Source organism: Lyngbya sp. CCAP 1446/10 (assembly GCF_026130175.1).
GTDB lineage: Bacteria > Cyanobacteriota > Cyanobacteriia > Cyanobacteriales > Microcoleaceae > Microcoleus.
Genome location: NZ_JAIGNI010000009.1, coordinates 99,709 through 116,735, shown reverse-complemented (window position 1 = coordinate 116,735; position 17,027 = coordinate 99,709). Strand labels below are relative to the sequence as shown.

Genomic DNA, 17,027 nt, shown 5'->3' with positions numbered 1-17,027 from the left:
ATATAGTTAGCTTTTTAGTCATCTCTATTTGACGCTTAATTAAGTGGATTTACTTATTTTATTGCAAAAATCAAAACTACAGGGTTACGTATGGGGTGAGAAACCGGGTTTCTACGAGTTTGGCTCTCGCGTCACGAGAAATCTACAAAGAAACCCGGTTTCTAGGATTTTTGTGACTAAAAACGAGAAATTTACGAAGAAACCGGGTTTCTGAGTTCGTAAGTGCGATCGCTAACGAAACTAGCAACTCAAACTGCAATAAAATAATTCTATCTTTTTAAGATAAACCGAACCTGAATAAATGTCAAATATCTAACAATCCGTAACGCCTCTGAATTTGCAGCAATTTCACCCTAGCTTCCCCAGCATTGTCAGCCAAATCAGCAAATTCCAAAAACCGCTTCAACTCTTTTCGCAGCAGATTGCGCTCAACTTCTAAGCTTTCTCGACCCAAATCTGGAGGTAAAACAATCATATCAAATAAAGTTGCCCTTTCCTTCCCCGGATGCGGCCGCAAAATACGTCCTCGGCGCTGAATAAACTGGCGCGGATTGCTGCTACTTGCTAAAATTACAGCATGGCGAATTGCTGGAATATCAACGCCTTCATCCAAACACCGAATCGCGACTAAACCTTGCAATTCTCCACTCTCAAATTGTTGGCGCAATCGTTCTCTTTCTGCTAAAGGAGTCGCCGCCGTATAAGTATTGACTCGATAGCCTAATTCTGAACCCAATAATTTCGCGGTTTCTGTTAGTTGGCGGTTGTTACTTCGGCGCACACCTGCTTCGATCGCACCATCGCCGCAGTAAAATAATGTATGGGCTGTGTCGAGACGGTGGATCATTAGTTCTCGCAAAGCTGTTAATTTATTAGCCGCCGCCCCAATTAACCTGGCCCGCTGCATTAATAAAGTTGTTAAAGCATCGTTTGGTTCTACTTTTTCATCGCCCCACAGCGCCCAGCCAATTTTTTTAGTTAAGTAGGAATATTTGCGGGTTTCTGATTCGGTTAATTCTACTAAAATCGGATAGTATAAATAATGTACTAATGCTTTTTGGCGGATGGCATCGGCTAAGGTGAGTTCGGGTTGCAACACTGGGCCGAAATAATCTAAAATAGACTCGGTTCCCTCTTCGTCAAAGTGTCTTTCTGGGGTAGCAGAAAGGGCGAGGCGTAGTCCAATATTCCGCGGCAAACTTTGTCCTAAACGGGGTGCACCTAAGTTGTGAACTTCGTCTCCAATAATTAGGGTTTTTTCTGGGAAATAGCGCAGTTGAGACTGCAAACTATCGGACATTAGTGTAGCGTTTGTAGTTATAATTGTCAGAAATATTCCCTCGCCCGCTCGCACTTTATACAAACCCCGATCCAGCTTATTTTGCCAACTACTGGCGTTTTCAAAAGCCAAAATAGGTTTCAAACAAAATTTTTCCGATTCGCGCGCCCACTGATTCACCAGGTGGCAGTAGGGGCAAATTACGAGGAGGACTTGCAGGTTAATTTTATTGTATAATTCAGTGGCGATCGCAAGTGCAGTAATCGTCTTGCCACTACCCGTCGCCATCTTCAGCGTACCGCGTCCCTGATTTGCAAACCAATTATCAACCGCCGCTTGCTGATACGGCCGCAATTGCAGCGATGGCGGTATCCTCGGAAACCCAAATTGCGAATTATTGGCTGTGGAGTGATTCACCTTTAAATGCCGTTAGATGCAAAATTACCCTGATTCAACTGTAACTCATATTCAACTAAAACTTAACAGCTCAAACAAATTTGCCGCCGACAATTGCAAACCAAACAACGCATCCAGCACTGGTAAAACATCTTCATTTTCTTTAATCTCAGGTTCCTGCTGCGGTTTAAAAACAATGACTAATCTTTCTTCCGGGTCAATCAGCCAACCCAATTTAGTCTTATTTTTGAGGCAAAATAGAATTTTATTAATCACGCGAGTTGAACTTTGATCCGGCGATAAAATCTCAATTATCCAATCGGGCGCAAGTTCAAACCTATTTTCTATTTCTCCCTGAGAATTTAGAGGAATGCGCTGCCACTCGAATACTGCGATATCTGGAACAATAGAACGTCCACCAAAAGAGCAGCGCAATTCTGGAAACGCATAAGCCAACTTCTGCGGTTTTCCAATTCGATTAATTACAGATGGGAACTCAAATTGTAATGTACTATGTTTTCCTTGCGGCATAGCTTTTTGATAAATTTGACCATCAAAATACTCGCTAGCCGGCTTAGTTTCTGGAAGCAGCAGAAACTCTTTCAGAGAAATTTTTGACGGAGACTGAATTGACGTTAACATAAGCGATTAAACCCTCAAAAACTCTTATAAATTCACGTCGCTGTCACCTTCCCAATCCTGACAACTCTCCGATTCCACACCAGTAGGGTGCATCGCACAAACCAACAAATTTCCGCCGTAAACTTGACCGTGATAGTTAGTACAACCGCGACAAACCGGATGCTGAGTCGGCGAAGGGTCTACATAAGTCACCATCGACAAATCTATCTCATCAAACTCCGGGTCAAAGTCCCGGCAAATTTCAATTATCGGTTCGAGAAATTCATTTAAATAACCATCGAATTCATTTAAATAACCGTCAACTTCACTAATCAGGTTATTTTGTACTTGTTCTGTAAACTCTTCCGAAATATGAGCCAAAATGTCCAGCATTTCGACAAACTCTTCGCTCATGTCGGTGAAAAAATGCTCTACTTCAGAGACAGCATTTTCCATTACTTCAAAAAAATCTTTAGACCAATCTTCCATGAATTTGACAGCTTGCTATTACAAAATATTTTACAGACAGGTGCAGCCAGCCTCATGTGAAGTGCTTGCACCTACTCTCAATTCTATTACCTATTGCGGTATATCCGTCCACATCTGACAGAGGAGATATTCAAAAAGGGAACTCAAGAGTATTATCCTGAGTTCCCTTTGTGCTTTGCGAGCTTTTTGTAGCTTAATCTTGCTTCAGACGCCGCAATTCGTCTTGTAAATTCTGCACTTGTTCGCGGAGCTTGTCTACGCCACCAGTTTCTTTAGTTTCTTTTGCAGAAACATCTTCTTCCTCAGAAACAATTTCAATCCGCCGAGGTTCAGCCGGTTTTTCTTCCCTAGCCGATTCTACGGGTGGCTGCTGCTGAGCTTGTTGCACCATATCATCAACAAAGCGACGTGCTTCTTCCGTTGACATTTCGCCACGCTTGACTAATTCATCTGCCAGCTTTTGGGCTTCAGTGCGTAATTCAGTTAACTTGCTGCCTGCTTTTTCTCCAGCGTAGGAAGCTAGCCCGACACCAAGGTAAACTGCTTTCTGTAAAATATCTCCGAAACCAGGCATAGGAGCTATACCTCATAAAACTGGGTGAACCGGAGACCACGCCTATTACAAGCATCCCGTGTTGCTGCTACCTTCCGGTCCTGACAAAATTTGGGCGTTGGAATCGCGTGGGGCCAGTTCATTTATGAGTATAACACAGTTATTTATTCTTCAACCACACACCAGTGATAAATTTCATAAATAACGCAACCGTTCTTCACCAGCGGGTCTTCAGCGACGATCGCCTTTGCTTCATCCATAGAACCCGCCTCAAACATCAACATACCGCCGCCCCGCCTCGCCCAGTAGCCAGTTTTCGCTCGGTGTCCTTTAGAAATCAACTCTCGGACATAAGCTCTGTGAGCTGGCACATATTGGTCAAAGACAGGCTTTTCCACAATTCCTTGTTCAATTTTGACAAACCAAGGCATTTTTTATTTTGGATTTTAGATTTTAGATTTTAGATTGGGGATTGTAGATTGGGAATGGAGGTTTTGGTACCGAGCATTGAGCAAATACTCGATCGCCCGTACTCCGCCATTCCTTCCTCACTGCGATGTTATCCTATGAACCAGTCAAAACAGCGATTTTTTATTGCTTTAGTGCCACCTCTCGATATTGAACAGCAGATTACTGAGATCAAACTGTATTTTGCGGAACACTACAATACTCGCGGTGCATTGAATTCGCCGCCCCACATCACGCTGCAACCTCCTTTTGAATGGCTGGCGGCGGATGTACCGAAGTTGGAGGAAAGTTTAAAGGCCTTTGCTGCAAATCGGCTGCCAATTCTCGTTACTCTATCCGGTTTTGCGGCTTTCGATCCCCGCGTCATTTATGTTGATGTTGTCAAATCGCCGGCATTGCTGGAGATGCAACAAGATTTGATGAGTTATTTGGAGGCAAATTTGGGAATTGTCGATCGACTTTCTCAGACTCGCCCATTTGTACCGCACATGACAGTAGCGTTTCGCGATTTAACTCAGGAGAATTTTCAAGCGGCTTGGTTGGAATTTGCAGGGCGTGAGATCCACTTTGAGTTTACCGCTGCGGCCTTAACTTTGTTGATGCACGACGGCAGCCGCTGGAATATCAGAAGATCCGGCGGTTAGAAACCGCGTCTATAGAAACAAAACCCGGATGGTGCGCGGGTTAAATACCTGGTGGTTAATGTGTTATTTTTTTTAGTCCCTCGCTCGCTCGGACATCGTTTGACAAGAAGCGGTTGAAACCGTACGTCTTTTCTTACCAGAAAGAATTGGTTTAAAGCCGGAACCCCTAAAGGTGAGAAATTAAAATCAGACTATTCATTGCTTCAATCCTCGGACGTAAAGTAAAGTGCTGTCAACTGTCAACTGTCAACTGTCAACTGAATGAACGATCGCTCTTATTCGGACTTGCAAGTGCCACAGTTCCATAAACCGAAATTCCCGACTGTTTCAATATTTGAATTGCCGACTTCACGGTAGTACCGCTAGTGTAAATATCATCAACTAACAAAACTCGATCGCGCGGGAGACGGCGGCGAAAATCTTTGCCCAAACTTAAAGCATCTTTCATTTCAGCTTTTCGTTGCTGTGGTGTCAGAGCGAATAAAGCCTGAGTATTTTTCACACGCTCCAAACCGTGCCGCTGCAAAGGCAAACCAGTCAACTCGCAAAAACTTTCAGCCAAAAGTTCCGCCTGGTTAAAACCACGCTCCTTGAGCTTTTCTTTGTGCAGAGGAATTGGTACAACTGTTAAATTGTCAATAGCTAATTCGGGAAAACTTAGCCAAGATTCTGCCAGCCAGCCGCCGAGGGGTTTCGCTAATTGTGGATTACCGTCATATTTCAAAGCTGCGATCGCCCGTTTGAGAGTCCCGCCGTACTCGCCCCACACAAAAACCCGCTGCTCTGAATCCCAAAATCGACCTGGATCGGCTAACTGACATCGCTGAAGTTGCTTGTGGCAGTAGGGACAAAACTCTTCGGCAGCCGATCGCTGACAAAGAGGACAGTTAGCCTTAAGAAATAGATTGAGAAAAGATTTGACCAATCCCGTCCATTTTCGGTTGTTCATCCTAAAATTGTGGTAAGTGATTAATCGGAAAAACTATCAAAATTCAATCAGTTTCCAAGAACAGGATCGCAGCGTGACAAACCTCTACTGGCTAGACAAAATTCAACCTTCAGACCGAGATGCAGTGGGAGAAAAAGCATTTTACTTGAGCTGTTTGCTCGCCCAAAATCATCCAGTTGTACCGGGTTTTGTCGTGCCGGCTACAACATTTTGGCAGTTTTTAGAGTCGATCGACTGGCTAGAACCGCTGTTTGCCGACTGGCCCCACTCTTCGCTACACTTGAACGTCGATGAACCCAGACAACTGCAATCGATCGCCCGCAGCATCCGCCACCAAATCCTTACCACCAAACTGCCAGAGGCACTGCTCTCCAACCTAGAGTCTGCGGTTGGTACTCTCAACTCCCAAGCCTTGATTTTTCGCCCTTCCCTGACTTCCAGGAGCCCGAAAACAGCCGGAATCCTGGAATCTCACGCAGTACGCGCCGAACCAGAATCCATTGAGGCCGGACTAAAACGAGCCTGGGCAGAAATCTTCAGAGCCCGAAGTCTATTTTACTGGCAGCGGTGCGGCATGGAAATACAGCAAATCAATCCCGCAGTTTTGGTGCAGCCGCTTCAAGGAGCAATCGCCACAGGTGAGGTGAAAACTAATGCCGGCGCAGCATGGGAAATCCAAGCCACTAGCGGTTTGGGAATGTCCCTCGCTAGGGGAGAAACTATACCTGATTACTATGAAGTACAGTCAGAAACAGGTGCGGTTAAATTCCAGCGGCTCGGTTACAAAACATTAGCATATAATCTCAAAGCTGATGAAATCAAGCCGAGGGAAAAAACGCATATTGGGAATTTTGCTGCTTTTCCAATCCCCGATTCTCCATTTCTAATTCCTGATTTTGCTGACAGTTGCCTGGAAGTTTTGGCGCTGGGCGAGGAATCACAAGCTGAATATGTTTTAGAGGAATCGCAACTGCAAAAAATTATTAAATTGAGCAAAAAAGTTGTCGCAGGAGTTGACTCTGATTTAATTTTGCAGTGGACAATCAGCGAGACAGAAAACAATGACGAACCGCAGTTTTATTTTACTCAAGTTCGTCTTTTGAAAGCGGAAAAAATCGCGTCGGTACGGGAAAATGCGATCGCCCCAGCCAGAAATCCTGCGATTCTCAGAGGTTTGGGTGCAGCATCAGGAAAAGCCGAAGCAATTGCCCAAGTTATGACGAATTCTCACCCAGAAAACACCCAATTCTTAGCCGGAGGCATTTTGGTAGCCCGCACAATCGAGCCGCACTGGCTGCCTTGGCTGAAACTTGCTGCTGGGGTGGTTGTGGAACAAGGAGGCATGACAGGGCACGGCGCTATTTTAGCGAGAGAATTGGGGATTCCTGCCGTTGTGGGAGTTGCTGGGGCCACGAGGGCGATCGAGACTGGCGATTGGGTGTTGGTAGACGGCGATAGCGGACAGGTTTTTGCCACCGCCGAACCAGATGGCGATCGACTTCGGGAACTAGGAAAAAATCCAGAAAATTACACTACAGCAGCAGAAATGTCAATAGCTAATTACCAATTTTCAACATCAGATCGATCGTCCAATCCCGCGTCTAAATCTCGCCAGCCTGAGTCTGCCGAATCTGTTGCGCCAACGGGGACTCAACTGCTAGTTAATGTCAGCCAAACGAGTTCGATCGATCGCCTCAGAAATTTGCCCATCGACGGCATCGGATTATTGCGATCGGAATTGATGGCATTGGAAGCTTTGGACTGTCAAAACCCTAAAGTTTGGCTGCAAAACGGTCAAAAATCGGAATTTGTCTCGCGCATGGCGGATTGCCTCAGTTTATTTGCGGCTGCCGTTTCGCCGCGACCAATATTTTATCGATCTCTCGATTTGCGCGAATCAGGAACCGACGGCAGTTTCAGTTATACCTTTGAACCGGAGTTATTTGATTGGGAGTTGTCCGTACTTCAAAAAGTCTGCGAGTTAGGTCACACAAATCTCAATTTAATGTTGCCTTTCGTGCGCTCTGTGGACGAGTTTGTCTACTGCCGCCAGCGCTTAGAAACTATTTGGAAAAATCGACCGGCTCAGTTTCAAATTTGGATCATGGCGGAAGTTCCTTCGGTATTATTTTTATTGCCAGATTATGTAAAAGCAGGAGTTCAAGGAATTTCTATCGGTACCAATGATTTAGCCCAATTTTTGTTAGGGATTGACCGCAACTCCCAACAGGTAGCAGGTGGTTTCAACGGGCGCGATCGAGCAGTGATGAGGGCGATCGAGCAATTAATCCGACAGGCCAGGGCTGCGGGCATTCCTTGCTCGATCTGCGGGGACGCGACCGCATTGTATCCTGAGATAGTTGAATCCTTGGTGCGGTGGGGGATTTCGTCTATTTCGGTGAATGTCGATGCTGTAGAACAGACTTGGAGGGCGATCGCCCGTGCCGAACAGCGCCTGCTCCTAGAAGCCGCGCGATCGATATTAACAGTTGACAGTTGACAGTTGACAGTTGACAGTTGACAGTTGACAGTTGACAGTTGACAGCGAAGTTTTTAGGCAGGGGCTTAAATCCCCAGCCTAAAAACAATCCACCTAAAGGCGGGGGCTTAAATCCCCTGTGATGCAGGTTAATAATAATTAAAAAAATCAGACGGCGGTTGAAACCGTGTCTACACAAACGAATTCTGGATGGTGCGCGGAATGAAGAAAATAACATAATTTTAACCGCCCGATCTTCTTCAACCCGGCACCATCCGGGTTTTGTTTGTATAAATGCGGGTTCAACCGCCCGGTCTTCTAAATTAAAAATATCCGATTTTCAAGCTAAGATAGAAATATCACCAACACTTGACCCAAAGGTAAAAACAATGAAATCAAAAATCATTGCAACCGCAGCAATACTCGCCGCCCTCGGCTGTCTGCATCCCCATCCAGCATTATCTCAACCTGCAACTGACGGCGGTATGAAACCTGGATTCTGGCAACCTCAAGCACAGATTGACACTACTCGCAATATTACCCTCAGACTGTTAAATGAAACCGGATTAAACCTAGAATACGGTGAATCAGGTGTTGGCTTGTCATCCTTGCCCGTCGGAGCCAGCAAAAACATCATTGTTCGCGTCAGCAATCGCACCGCCGACATTGCAAATATTCCGATTAATGTCCAAGGAGGAAGCACAACTTTGAAATACGACTATAATGTTGATGCCAAGCAAAACCTTGTGACGGTTCGCATCACCAGATCAGATGGCCGCACTCAGCAAGATCGGTCAGTTTATATTGATGAAAAAGGGCGAATTTACTCTTTCTAAGACTGACGATTGTTAACCAGATTCCCGATCGTGGATCTTGGTTTTAGCAGCGAGATCTCCGGGGCGTTGCTGACTCGAAGTATGAATTCATCAGCAGAGACGCACTCGTAGCGCGTCTCTACAAAGGTTTGGAGATCAGGTTAAATTATTTTCATCCCTAAAATCAGCAACGCCCGCTGTTGCTTAGTCGATCGAGATTGACTGAGGCCCCGTGCTTTTACCGTTGGTTGGTTCGGCTGTGGGCGCAGTGTAGGAAGTTGAGCCGGCTTGTTCGTCAATCCAGCTTCTAACGGGCTCTTCGTGAAGGTTGAGTCGCAGCAGGCCTGAAAAAAATCCGCCCGCAAAGGCAAGAGGCTGTTGCATCAATTCTTTAACTACTGGGATGAGTTCATCGAGGAACATTCAAGAGTCTCCTTGTTCTGCTGGGTTTCTACCTTTACTGTACCGTTTGTACTGCGATGCTGGCAGCGGCCGACAAAAAACCCTATTCTCAAACGCTGAAGATGGGCGATCCTGTTCAAGGGCTTCGCTAACCACCAATTTGGCGGCTGATGGCGTACAATGCTAATCAATTTGCTGTAAAAATTTTATGTGCCGTTTGCTTGGCTACCTGGGCGAGCCGATTTTACTCGATTCTATTCTGTACAAGCCGGAACATTCGCTAATTGTGCAGAGTTACCAGCCCCGCGAAATGACTTCGGGCCTGCTCAATGCTGACGGTTTTGGCATCGGTTGCTATCACCCGCACCTAGATACTGACCCGTTTACTTATAAAAATGTACAACCAATTTGGAGCGACATCAATCTGCCGAGTATTAGCCGGTACGTTGAATCAAAATGCGCGATCGCCTATGTTCGTAGTGCAACTTCGGGACAAGCTGTAGATTTGAGCAACTGTCAGCCCTTTGGGTACGATCGCCTATTGTTCGTACACAACGGCTTTGTGCAGAATTTTCGGAAAACTCTTTATAGACCAATTCGCGATCGGCTCAGCGATACCCTTTATCAATCAATTAACGGTACTACAGATTCAGAGCACATCTTCGGCTTATTTGTCAATGAATTAACAACCGCAAATCTGACTATACAAGCTGCTTTGCAAAACTCCCTAAAAACTTTGGCAGAGCTAGCAAACCTTCACAACGTAGAATTTTCAGCTAATATCATTATCAGCGACGGACACCAGCTCGTTGCCTCTCGCTTTGCTTCCCAAAAAGTCCCTCCTTCCCTTTATTGGCTGCGGGACGATCTAAATTTTCCAAATTCTGTCATCATTGCTTCTGAGCCTTTATTTGCTGGCAATTGGCAGGAGTGTCCAGTCCAGAGCATTATCAGTACGGGAGTAGACGGTGATATCCAAATCTATCCAATCTTCTAAAGAGGCAATTTATCACGATTTGCAGCAGTGTCGCCGTGGCACTTTCAAACTATTTGCAGACATCGATCATGATACTTTTTGCAGTCAAGCTCATCCTGATTTTAGTCCGGTTGGCTGGCACTTAGGTCACATTGCTTATACTGAGGATTTGTGGCTGTTGCAGCGATGTGCTGGGTTAAAGCCTGTTTTTCCTGAGTATCACCAATTGTTTGCTGCTGATATTTTGCCGAAAACACAACGGGTTTTTTTGCCTGCGTTTCCAGAGGTTGAATTTTATCTGGATGCGGTGCGAAAAAATGTCTTAGATTATTTGGAAGTTGCGCCGATTGAACAGCAGGAACGTCTCTGGCGGTTTATGATTCAGCACGAAAGCCAGCACTGTGAAACTGTTGCTTTTGTGTTGCAAATGGTTCAGAAGGAAGAAGGAAGGTTAGCAACGGATTTTGTAGCGGATGTAACGGATGTCACGGATAGAAGAAGGTTGGGAGCGGATTTTGTAGCGGATGTAACGGATGTCACGGATAGAAGAAGGTTGGGAGCGGATTTTGTAGCGGATTTAACGGATGTCACGGATAGAATTAAGAAGGCAGCAGGAAGATTAATTACTGATTCCGAATTACCGATTACTGATTCCGAATTACCGATTCCCAATTACCAATTCCCCATTACCGATTCCCCGGCGATCGCAATTCCGGGCGGCGAATTTTATATGGGAAGCGATGCTGCTGAGGCTTTGGATAATGAGCGATCGCGCCACTTGTGTTATTTGGAAGCATACGCGATCGATCGCTATCCCGTCACTTGCGGTCAATACCGAGATTTTATGACATCCGGTGGCTATCAGAACCACGATTGGTGGTCTGCTGAGGGCTGGGAATGGCAAAAAGTTCATTTAGTCGATCGCCCGCTTTACTGGTCAGAAAATCCAGCTTTCAGCAACCATCCAGTTTGTGGCGTCAGTTGGTACGAAGCCGAAGCTTACTGCAACTTTATCGGCAAGCGTTTGCCATCGGAAGCCGAATGGGAAAAAGCAGCGAGTTGGGATGCCACAAATCAGACGAAACTTACCTATCCTTGGGGAGAAACACGGCCAAATGCCAGCCTGTGCAATCACGGCAATCATCTTGCAAATACCTCGCCAGTTGACACTTTTCCAGAAGGAGCAAGTGCGATCGGCTGCTGCGATATGTTGGGCAATGTCTGGGAGTGGACAGCTTCAACCTTTGACGCCTATCCAGAATTTGAAAGTTATCCTTACAAAGGATACTCTGAACTCTATTTTGATGGAGAACACCGGGTTTTGAAAGGCGGGAGTTGGGCGACTTTTCCTCAAGCAATGCGATCGACTTTTCGGAATTGGTACTATCCGGGCGTGCGCCAAATTATCGCAGGTTTTCGTTGCGCTAAGTAGTTTATTATGCAATTCTAACTGCAATAGACAAAATTGCATTTATTCGCTTTTTTATCTTGAAATTATCTGCGTCAATCTGTGTTTATCTGTCTTGTATCTGCGGTCTATCAATCAAACATTTAAGCAAGAAGTCTAGAGAATCTGGGGGAAGTTGCTTGATAAATGTCAATATAAATCGCATTTCAAAATATTAAGTAAAAAAACTTGGAAAAATTATTTTTAAGTTTTAATTTGGGGAGCGATCGCCATCTGGTGAGAAAATAGATAACGGAGATCGGCATAAAAAATCAGGCTTAAGCGTGATATTTGGCAAGGTGACTGCGTGCTATACCCATTGTTGCATCTTAATTTTACTCTATGAAATCCCCAAGACTGTCCGACACGACAAACCCAGCCTCAACACAGGAAAACCGGCTGCACTTAGAGCGGCTGGTGAGCGCTGTGGCACCGACAACCGCAGAAATCAATCCTGGCAGCGATGCAGTTAGCGGGTTGACTCAAAACCCCAAAACCCTTCCTCCCAAGTATTTCTACGACGATCGCGGCTCGAACCTGTTCGAGTTGATTTGTCAATTGCCGGAATACTACGTGACACGCACGGAGACGGCGATTTTGCAAGAGTGCGCAGGGGCGATCGCCCATTTGACGGGCCCGTGCGAAATCGTCGAACTCGGCAGCGGCAGTTCCACCAAAACCCGGATTCTCCTCGATGCTTACAGCAAATTGGAATATCCCCTGCACTATTTGCCGATCGACATCAGCCCTACCATCCTAGAAAGCAGCGCTTGTCAACTGTTGACAGATTATCCGTCGCTTCAAATTCACGGACTTGTCAGCACTTACGAATTAGCCTTAGCTAAAATTTCCCCGTCACCGTTGCCAACCCGAATGATTTGCTTTCTAGGCAGTACCCTCGGCAATCTCAACCCTCAAGAATGCGATCTATTCTTCTCGCAAATTGTCGGTGCATTGCAGCCTGGAGAGTATTTTTTACTGGGAATTGATTTGGATAAATCTAAAGATATTTTAGAGCCTGCCTACGATGACAGTCAAGGAGTGACAGCAGCATTTAACTTGAATATGCTGCGGCATTTAAATCGGAGGTATGAGGGAAATTTTGATTTAGCACAGTTTGAGCATTGGGCTTTTTACAATCAAGAGGAATGTCAAATTGAAATGCACTTGAAAAGTAAAAAAGCGCAAACCGTGAACTTACGTACTCTAAATTTAACGGTGGAATTTGCCGCAGGAGAAACTATCCGCAGCGAAATTTCGCGCAAGTTTAATCTCAATACTGTAAAGGCAGATCTTTCGCAGCGTGGTTTAAAGCCTGTACAAGTTTGGACAGATCCAAATCAGTGGTTTGGCTTGATGCTTTGTCAGTTGACAGTTGATAGTTGACAGTTGATAGTTGATAGTTAACAGTTGATAGTTAACAGTTAACAGTTAACAGTGGGCAGTTGTCATTAGTTAGTGTGAGGGAAAGAAACCGGGTTTCTACGATTTTTGAGAACAGGAACGAGAAATATCGCAAGAAACCCGGTTTCTGAAATGGTGAGTGCATCCATTAACTTCTGAATTATTACTTTAGGATTCACGTATGAGGTCAACAAACTAAAGCTGTGTCTACTACGCCCCCTACTTCTCAACTGTCAACTATCAACTGTCAACTATCAACTGTCAACTATCAACTGACCAAGGACTACTGACTAATTAACAAATCGGCCGTTGTCCAGGTTTTACGGCGTGAATGTACTCGCTGCCCGATGTCGGCCATCCCCGCTTATAATAGGCTTCCTCCGGCTTCCCCCAGCCCAACTGCAACAAAATTTCCAGAAAATCCAACTTTTCCCACTTCGATAGACTCGCCCATTCTGTACGCTGGGTTAGAGCCTCTACATCAATTGGCTCGATCGATCTAAAATCCTTCCCGCTGTTAATACTCAAATACAAATCCATCCCCGCAGTTACCCGCTGCCAAAATTCCAACATCGCAATCTTAGCTGCTTTCAGAGTCATCAAATCGATCGGTAGAGCGATTAATTCGTCATTGACTGCCGGATAGCGTAGAGTATTGCCTTTAACCGTCATTTCCCGCCAGACAATCCCAGAAACTTGATGTTCCCTCTGGTATTCGTGCACGGCCGCCTTAAAATTTTGATAAGCAGTGAACTTTTGAACGCCCTCAGATTTGAGAAAGCGGTCAATTACGGGGTTCCCTGTAGCATCCGTTTCAGTCAAATTGAGACGCCGCCCGTGCAAGCAGGCTTGGCGCTCTTCTTCGAGGATTTTAATGAGTTGGGCCGTGCTGTAAACCTTGGGCATCTTTATTCAAGCAAAATCAATACATTTGCTGGTCTGGCTGATTTTCTAGGCTAATTTTCAGTAAAGATTGTTTTTTTTGAGCAATATCACTTTTGCGGTTATTGTAACTTTTCTTTGTGCTTAATTCTCGTTTGATAGTTTACAGGAGTTGAATTGAGAAATCCCGAAAGCTTCTTGAAAAAAGCAGTTAAGAAGATACTGAATCGCGAGTTAGGCTGGGAAGTGTGCCAAGGGCTTACCTGGCGGGATTTTTCGCCAAAAACAAAGCCCCCTCGAAGGAGGAGGCTAAACTGAGTTAAAGGTTTGGGAGTTTTATTTGGCGGATCGATCGCACAAACCGCTAAAAAATCAGCATTCGCACCTGCTGTCAACCACCAAAACTCAGATTTTCAGTCTCAAAGCTTAGTAGCGTCGTGAAGAGCGATCCTTGTCGCCCCAGCCGCCGCCGCCACCCGAAGAGCGTTTGTTGTCTTCGCGAGGTTTAGCTTTGTTGACTTTCAAGTCGCGGCCCATCCACTCAGCACCGTCTAGGGCTGCGATGGCTGCTGATTCTTCTGCTTCGCTTGCCATTTCAACAAAAGCAAAACCCCGCATCTTGCCTGTTTCCCTGTCCGTTGGCAGTTGAACCCGGCTAACGGTACCGTACTCGGCAAATACTTGGCTGAGGTCTTCTGATGATACCTCGTAGGAAAGATTACCAACGTAAATCGACATAAAATCTCCAGAATCATTAGGGTGCAGAGAGTTAGATTCGGAGAGACGCTTGTAAATAAATACCAACAAACTACGCAACCGAATTTAATTCTTGAAAAACTACTATAACATGAAGTCAGCAGAATCAGCAATTGCCTGTGCTAATTTTTAATTTAGGGTGCTGTCGGGCAATCTCCCACAGAAAGTATTCTTGATAACTGACATCTTGCACTATTGGCCCATCACCTTGTTTTTTTGCTGCGGGATCGAGCTGATGGCTGAAATTTTTCGTTGGTGATGGCAGCGGGGCCGAAAAAAGGCTGTCCACCTTGATTTACTTAGAAAGGATCGTGGATGCGCGATCGCATTTCGGCGATGATTTGGGTTTTGTTTAAAGCTGGCCAAAAGCTGAGCAGGTTCGAGCGTTCAAATTCGGAAATTGCCTGATCTGCCTGCTGTAGCGAATTTTCGCGTGGCTGTTGGGAAGTGGAACTCGCAACTGCGATCGAGTTGTCTGATTGTGTCATTTTTGTTGTCAGTTGGATCTGTTAATATTTGCCTATAATTAATCACTTCTGCGATCGCACTTGATCGGAATAGATTAACATTATTTTAGGGTTTAATTAGTTTTTTTTATATACCGCAGAGGGCGCAGAGAACCCAGAGAAAGAGAGAAGAAGATATATCTCAGTAAGTTTTTCCTTATTCCTTCTTCCTTACTTCCTTAGGTGAACTGTCAACTGTCAACTGTCAACTGTCAACTCTTCCTTCTTCCTTCTTCCTTCTTCCTTCTTCCTTCTTCCTTCTTCCCCCTTACCATTTTCCTGGGATTGCGTCTTTGAGTCTCAATTCTTCTCGACTTACTAGAGCTTCGTAGTAATCTGGTTTGATTTCTAGGGCGACTCCGTAAGAACTAATTGCATCTTGAGTCCGCTGCAATTTTTGCAAAACGTCGCCCCGCTGCGCCCAAGCTTCCCAGTTGTCCGGCTTGAGTTGAATCACTTGGTCAAAAGCGACGAGTGCTTCGGAATAGCGCTGCATTTTCCCTAGCATCAAACCTCGCTGCACCCAGCCTTGATAGCTGTCTGGCCAGATAGTAATTGCTCGATCGTATGATGCTAGACTTTGCTCGTACTGCTGCAAATTTGACAGGGCGTTGCCACGTTTCAACCAAGCTTCAAAATTGTCTGGCACGTTTTTAATGACGCGGTTGTAAGCTGCGACGGCTTCTTCGTAACGCTGCAATTTTTCTAGCGCTGCGCCTTGCTGCAAGCCTACTTTTGATGTAATTTCTGCTTCTGAACTGAGAGAGATTACTTTATCATAACAGGTGATCGCTTCTTCGTATTGCTGCAATTTTTCGAGTGCTTCGCCTCGAAAATTCCAAGCTTCTAGAAAATTACCTTCAATTTGGAGGGCATTGCTGTAAGCGATGATCGCATCTTTGTAGCGTTCCATTTCTGCTAGGGCGATGCCTCTACCCAGCCATGCTTCGGGGAAATTCGGATTAATTTGAATCGCTTGGTCAAAAGCAGCGATCGCACCTTCATGATCTCTTGATTCTGACAGTGTTTGACCGCGCCCGATCCATGCTTCAGGATAAGCAGGATTCATTTGAATTGCGCGATCGAAACAAGCAATTGCCCCATCGCGCCACTGGTGTTTGAGGGCCATGCCTTTATACAACCAAGCTTCGCAGTCGTTGGGTTGGAGTTGCAGCACGCGATCGTAAGCTGTGACTGCTTCTCCATATTTGTGCAATTTTGCCGAAGCAATGCCCCGATTGAACCAAGCCAGACTGTTTTGTGGTTGCAGTTGAATGGCGCGATCGTAAGAAGTTACAGCTTCAGCGTAGCGTTCGGCCTTCATCAGAGCCAAACCTCGGTTTAGCCAAGCTTCCCAATTGTTCGGGACGAGTTTGAGAGCGCGATCGTAGGCAGCCACAGCCTCAGGGTAGCGCGAGGCTTGCAGTAATACGCTGCCTTGCCTATACCACATCGCGGGCAAATTTGGATGAATTTGGGTGGCTTTTTTGTAACAGGTTGCTGCTTTATCCCACTCCTGCAATTCCTCTAAAACTCTGCCCTGCTGATACCAAGCTTCGTGCTTTTCTGGATTGATTTCAATTGCTTTGTCGAAAGTTGCGATCGCCTCCGGGTGATTCTGCAAACTTAACAGTGCTGTCCCGCGGAGCATCCAGGCCCAATATTCTTCGGGGTTAATGGCGATCGCTCGATCGCAACAGGCCACCGTTTCTGCCCAGGAGTGCAGTTGCTTGTAAGCTTTGCCCAGATTCAGCCACGCCCGAGTCCAATCCGGCTTAATTTGCACCGCTTTTCCGTAGCAAATGATTGCCGCTTCGTACCTTCCCGAGGCGTACTGTCTATTACCCCGATCGTAATCTGGAAATGCTGCAAAAATTCTTAAAATCGGCGGCAGCAAAGCTGGTTGGGGGTTTGAGGAGTTTTCCGTGGCATTCGTCGAGAAGTCTGGCATACGCCTTACA

The 17,027-nt window shown here is 45.7% G+C and carries 18 protein-coding genes and 1 other RNA gene; 6 read left to right on the top strand and 13 right to left on the bottom strand.

Going from position 1 to position 17,027, the window contains the following annotated elements; all coding sequences use genetic code 11:
* Positions 1-304: 304 nt before the first annotated feature.
* The 6 genes from K4039_RS06585 to K4039_RS06560 form a co-directional block, all read right to left on the bottom strand.
* Positions 305-1,696, bottom strand: a complete 1,392-nt coding sequence (locus K4039_RS06585) for a DNA phosphorothioation system restriction enzyme (RefSeq protein ID WP_265234337.1) — start codon at positions 1,694-1,696, stop codon at positions 305-307.
* Positions 1,697-1,747: 51 nt separating this feature from the next.
* Entirely contained in the window at positions 1,748-2,317 is a 570-nt protein-coding gene (locus K4039_RS06580) for a Uma2 family endonuclease (RefSeq protein WP_265234336.1), read from the bottom strand.
* A 24-nt stretch (positions 2,318-2,341) separates the two neighbouring features.
* Complete coding sequence (locus tag K4039_RS06575; protein ID WP_265234335.1) at positions 2,342-2,785, bottom strand: hypothetical protein; 444 nt, start codon at positions 2,783-2,785, stop codon at positions 2,342-2,344.
* A 193-nt stretch (positions 2,786-2,978) separates the two neighbouring features.
* A complete protein-coding gene (locus tag K4039_RS06570) occupies positions 2,979-3,359 on the bottom strand; it encodes a phasin family protein (protein WP_265234334.1) in 381 nt (126 codons plus the stop codon).
* 23 nt (positions 3,360-3,382) lie between these two features.
* An RNA gene (ffs, locus tag K4039_RS06565) (signal recognition particle sRNA small type) lies at positions 3,383-3,479 on the bottom strand.
* Between the two features lie 23 nt (positions 3,480-3,502).
* Positions 3,503-3,769 carry a YciI family protein gene (locus K4039_RS06560; RefSeq protein WP_265234333.1) on the bottom strand — a complete coding sequence of 89 codons (267 nt, stop codon included), beginning with the start codon at positions 3,767-3,769 and terminating at the stop codon, positions 3,503-3,505.
* A gap of 135 nt (positions 3,770-3,904) precedes the next feature.
* Here K4039_RS06560 and K4039_RS06555 point away from each other — a divergent pair, with 135 nt between their 5' ends.
* Complete coding sequence (locus K4039_RS06555; protein WP_265234358.1) at positions 3,905-4,450, top strand: 2'-5' RNA ligase family protein; 546 nt, start codon at positions 3,905-3,907, stop codon at positions 4,448-4,450.
* Between the two features lie 253 nt (positions 4,451-4,703).
* Here K4039_RS06555 and K4039_RS06550 read toward each other — a convergent pair whose 3' ends face one another.
* The gene (locus K4039_RS06550) at positions 4,704-5,399 is read right to left on the bottom strand and encodes a ComF family protein (RefSeq protein WP_265234332.1); all 696 of its coding nucleotides are present in this window, start codon (positions 5,397-5,399) and stop codon (positions 4,704-4,706) included.
* 16 nt (positions 5,400-5,415) lie between these two features.
* Between K4039_RS06550 and K4039_RS06545 the strand changes: the two genes are divergently transcribed.
* Positions 5,416-7,899: a putative PEP-binding protein gene (locus K4039_RS06545; RefSeq protein ID WP_265234331.1), complete on the top strand. Its 2,484-nt coding sequence runs from the start codon at positions 5,416-5,418 to the stop codon at positions 7,897-7,899.
* Positions 7,900-8,267: 368 nt separating this feature from the next.
* Positions 8,268-8,714: a hypothetical protein gene (locus K4039_RS06540; protein WP_265234330.1), complete on the top strand. Its 447-nt coding sequence runs from the start codon at positions 8,268-8,270 to the stop codon at positions 8,712-8,714.
* A 183-nt stretch (positions 8,715-8,897) separates the two neighbouring features.
* Here K4039_RS06540 and K4039_RS06535 read toward each other — a convergent pair whose 3' ends face one another.
* Positions 8,898-9,116, bottom strand: coding sequence for a hypothetical protein (locus K4039_RS06535; protein WP_265234329.1), 219 nt, complete (start codon positions 9,114-9,116; stop codon positions 8,898-8,900).
* Between the two features lie 187 nt (positions 9,117-9,303).
* On the opposite strand from K4039_RS06535, the gene egtC reads away from it, so the two are divergent.
* The 3 genes from egtC (at position 9,304) to egtD (ending at position 12,904) form a co-directional block, all read left to right on the top strand.
* A complete protein-coding gene (gene egtC / locus K4039_RS06530; protein WP_265234328.1) occupies positions 9,304-10,092 on the top strand; it encodes an ergothioneine biosynthesis protein EgtC in 789 nt (262 codons plus the stop codon).
* Positions 10,064-11,503 carry an SUMF1/EgtB/PvdO family nonheme iron enzyme gene (locus tag K4039_RS06525; RefSeq protein ID WP_265234327.1) on the top strand — a complete coding sequence of 480 codons (1,440 nt, stop codon included), beginning with the start codon at positions 10,064-10,066 and terminating at the stop codon, positions 11,501-11,503. The genes egtC and K4039_RS06525 overlap by 29 nt, the downstream gene beginning before the upstream one ends.
* A 357-nt stretch (positions 11,504-11,860) precedes the next feature.
* On the top strand, positions 11,861-12,904 hold the full coding sequence (egtD, locus tag K4039_RS06520; RefSeq protein ID WP_265234326.1) for an L-histidine N(alpha)-methyltransferase: 1,044 nt from the start codon (positions 11,861-11,863) through the stop codon (positions 12,902-12,904).
* Positions 12,905-13,216: 312 nt separating this feature from the next.
* Here egtD and K4039_RS06515 read toward each other — a convergent pair whose 3' ends face one another.
* The 5 genes from K4039_RS06515 to K4039_RS06495 all read right to left on the bottom strand — a co-directional run bounded on the left by K4039_RS06515 (position 13,217) and on the right by K4039_RS06495 (position 17,017).
* Positions 13,217-13,828: a hypothetical protein gene (locus tag K4039_RS06515; protein WP_265234324.1), complete on the bottom strand. Its 612-nt coding sequence runs from the start codon at positions 13,826-13,828 to the stop codon at positions 13,217-13,219.
* A 402-nt stretch (positions 13,829-14,230) separates the two neighbouring features.
* Entirely contained in the window at positions 14,231-14,542 is a 312-nt protein-coding gene (locus tag K4039_RS06510) for an RNA-binding protein (protein ID WP_265234323.1), read from the bottom strand.
* Between the two features lie 124 nt (positions 14,543-14,666).
* Positions 14,667-14,849 carry a hypothetical protein gene (locus K4039_RS06505; RefSeq protein WP_265234322.1) on the bottom strand — a complete coding sequence of 61 codons (183 nt, stop codon included), beginning with the start codon at positions 14,847-14,849 and terminating at the stop codon, positions 14,667-14,669.
* A 10-nt stretch (positions 14,850-14,859) separates the two neighbouring features.
* Positions 14,860-15,048 carry a hypothetical protein gene (locus tag K4039_RS06500; RefSeq protein WP_265234321.1) on the bottom strand — a complete coding sequence of 63 codons (189 nt, stop codon included), beginning with the start codon at positions 15,046-15,048 and terminating at the stop codon, positions 14,860-14,862.
* 286 nt (positions 15,049-15,334) lie between these two features.
* Positions 15,335-17,017 carry a tetratricopeptide repeat protein gene (locus K4039_RS06495; RefSeq protein ID WP_265234320.1) on the bottom strand — a complete coding sequence of 561 codons (1,683 nt, stop codon included), beginning with the start codon at positions 17,015-17,017 and terminating at the stop codon, positions 15,335-15,337.
* Positions 17,018-17,027: the final 10 nt, after the last annotated feature.